Here is a 1496-nt window from a genome sequence, read left to right as displayed (position 1 = left end):
GGGCGCTGTCACTGAGCATGTGGCGGATGCGCTCGGCCGGGTACTCCGGGTCCACCGGCACATAGGCGCCACCGGCCTTGAGGATGGCCAGCAGGCCGACCACCATCGACAGGCTACGTTCCACGCAGATCGCCACACGATCGTCGGGCTTCACACCCAGGGCGATCAGGTGATGGGCCAGGCGGTTGGCCTGCTCGTCGAGCTGGCGGTAGGTCAGCTCGCCCTCTTCGGCTTTTACCGCGACGGCGTCCGGAGTCCGACGCACTTGAGCCTCGATCAGCCCGTGCAGGGTCTGTTCAAGGTCGTAGTCCACCCGCGTGTCATTGAAGCCCCGCAGCACTTGCAAGCGCTCGGCCGCAGCCAGCACCGGCAGTTGCAGCAATAGCTGCTCCGGCTGCTCGTCCAACGCCTGGGCCATACGCTGCAGCACCTGGCTCAACTGCTCGCAGATCCGCGCCGCGCCGACCTCGACCGGGGTCATGGCCACCAGGCGGAAACGCTCGCCGATGCTGTCCACGTTCACCCCCAGCGGGTAGTTACTGCGCTCCTTGCTTTCCAGCGTCTCGATGCCCTGCGCGGCCTGGCGCTGGGCCTCGCTGGCCTGGCTGCCGTGGCGGTAGTTGAGCATGGCGCTGAACAACGGTGTCGGCGCGGCCACGCCACTGCAACGCTGGGCCAACGCCAGCGAGGCGTGCTCGTGGGCCAGCAGCCCGCTCAGGCGTTGCTGGGTGGCCTGCGCCGCCTCGCGCAGGCTCAGGCCGGCCAGGTCCAGGCGCAGCGGCAAGGTGTTGATGAACATGCCCAGAGCCTGCTCGGCGCCCTCGCCCCCTTCAAGACGGCCCAGCAGCACGGTGCCGAACACCACGCTATCGCGGCCACTGGCTGCGGCCAGCAGGCGTGCATAGGCCAGGTGGAACAGGCTGGCGACGCTGATGCCCAGGCGCCGGGCCTGCTGATGCAGGCGCGCGGCCAAGGTGTCGTCGAGCCACAACTGCGCCTCCTCGATGCTTTGCACATCCACCTGCACGTCAACCAGGCCGTACGGCAAGGTCGGCTCGTCGATATCGCCCAGTTGCGCGCGGAAGAACGCCTCATGCTCGGCCTGGCTGACGCCCAGACGGGCCTGCGCCACATAGTTGCGGTACGGCACGCCTGGTTCGGCCGGTACCGGCGCACCTTGCAGGTAGCCCGCCAGTTCACGGCCGATCACCTCCATCGCCACATGGTCGAGGACGATATGGTGCAAGCGCAGCGCCGCCAGCAGGCCGGGCCCGTGCGGGTCCTGCCAGTGGTAGAGGCGCACCAGCGGCGCTTGCGCCAGCGGCAGTGCATGCGCGACTTGCGCCTCGTCAGCCACTTCGAACACCGCCAGCGACGTCCGCCGCCAGACTACCTGCACCGCTTGCGGCAGCCCCTCCCAGAGTACCGAGGTACGCAGCACGTCATGCCGGCCGATGACCTTGTTCAAGGCATCGACGAAGGCTTCCAGCCGCTCG

General features: G+C 68.4%; 1 protein-coding gene. It reads right to left on the bottom strand.

Annotated elements, in window-relative coordinates; genetic code table 11:
* The coding region (locus NGM28_RS28345) for a condensation domain-containing protein (RefSeq protein WP_252092535.1) at positions 1-1496 on the bottom strand (1496 nt) is incomplete at both ends.

Origin of the sequence: Pseudomonas sp. MWU13-3659 (genome assembly GCF_023757525.1) — a bacterium.
In the GTDB taxonomy this organism is placed as follows: domain Bacteria; phylum Pseudomonadota; class Gammaproteobacteria; order Pseudomonadales; family Pseudomonadaceae; genus Aquipseudomonas; species Aquipseudomonas entomophila_E.
The sequence above is the reverse complement of the archived record's forward strand: the minus strand, read 5'-3'. Positions and strand labels throughout refer to the sequence as shown.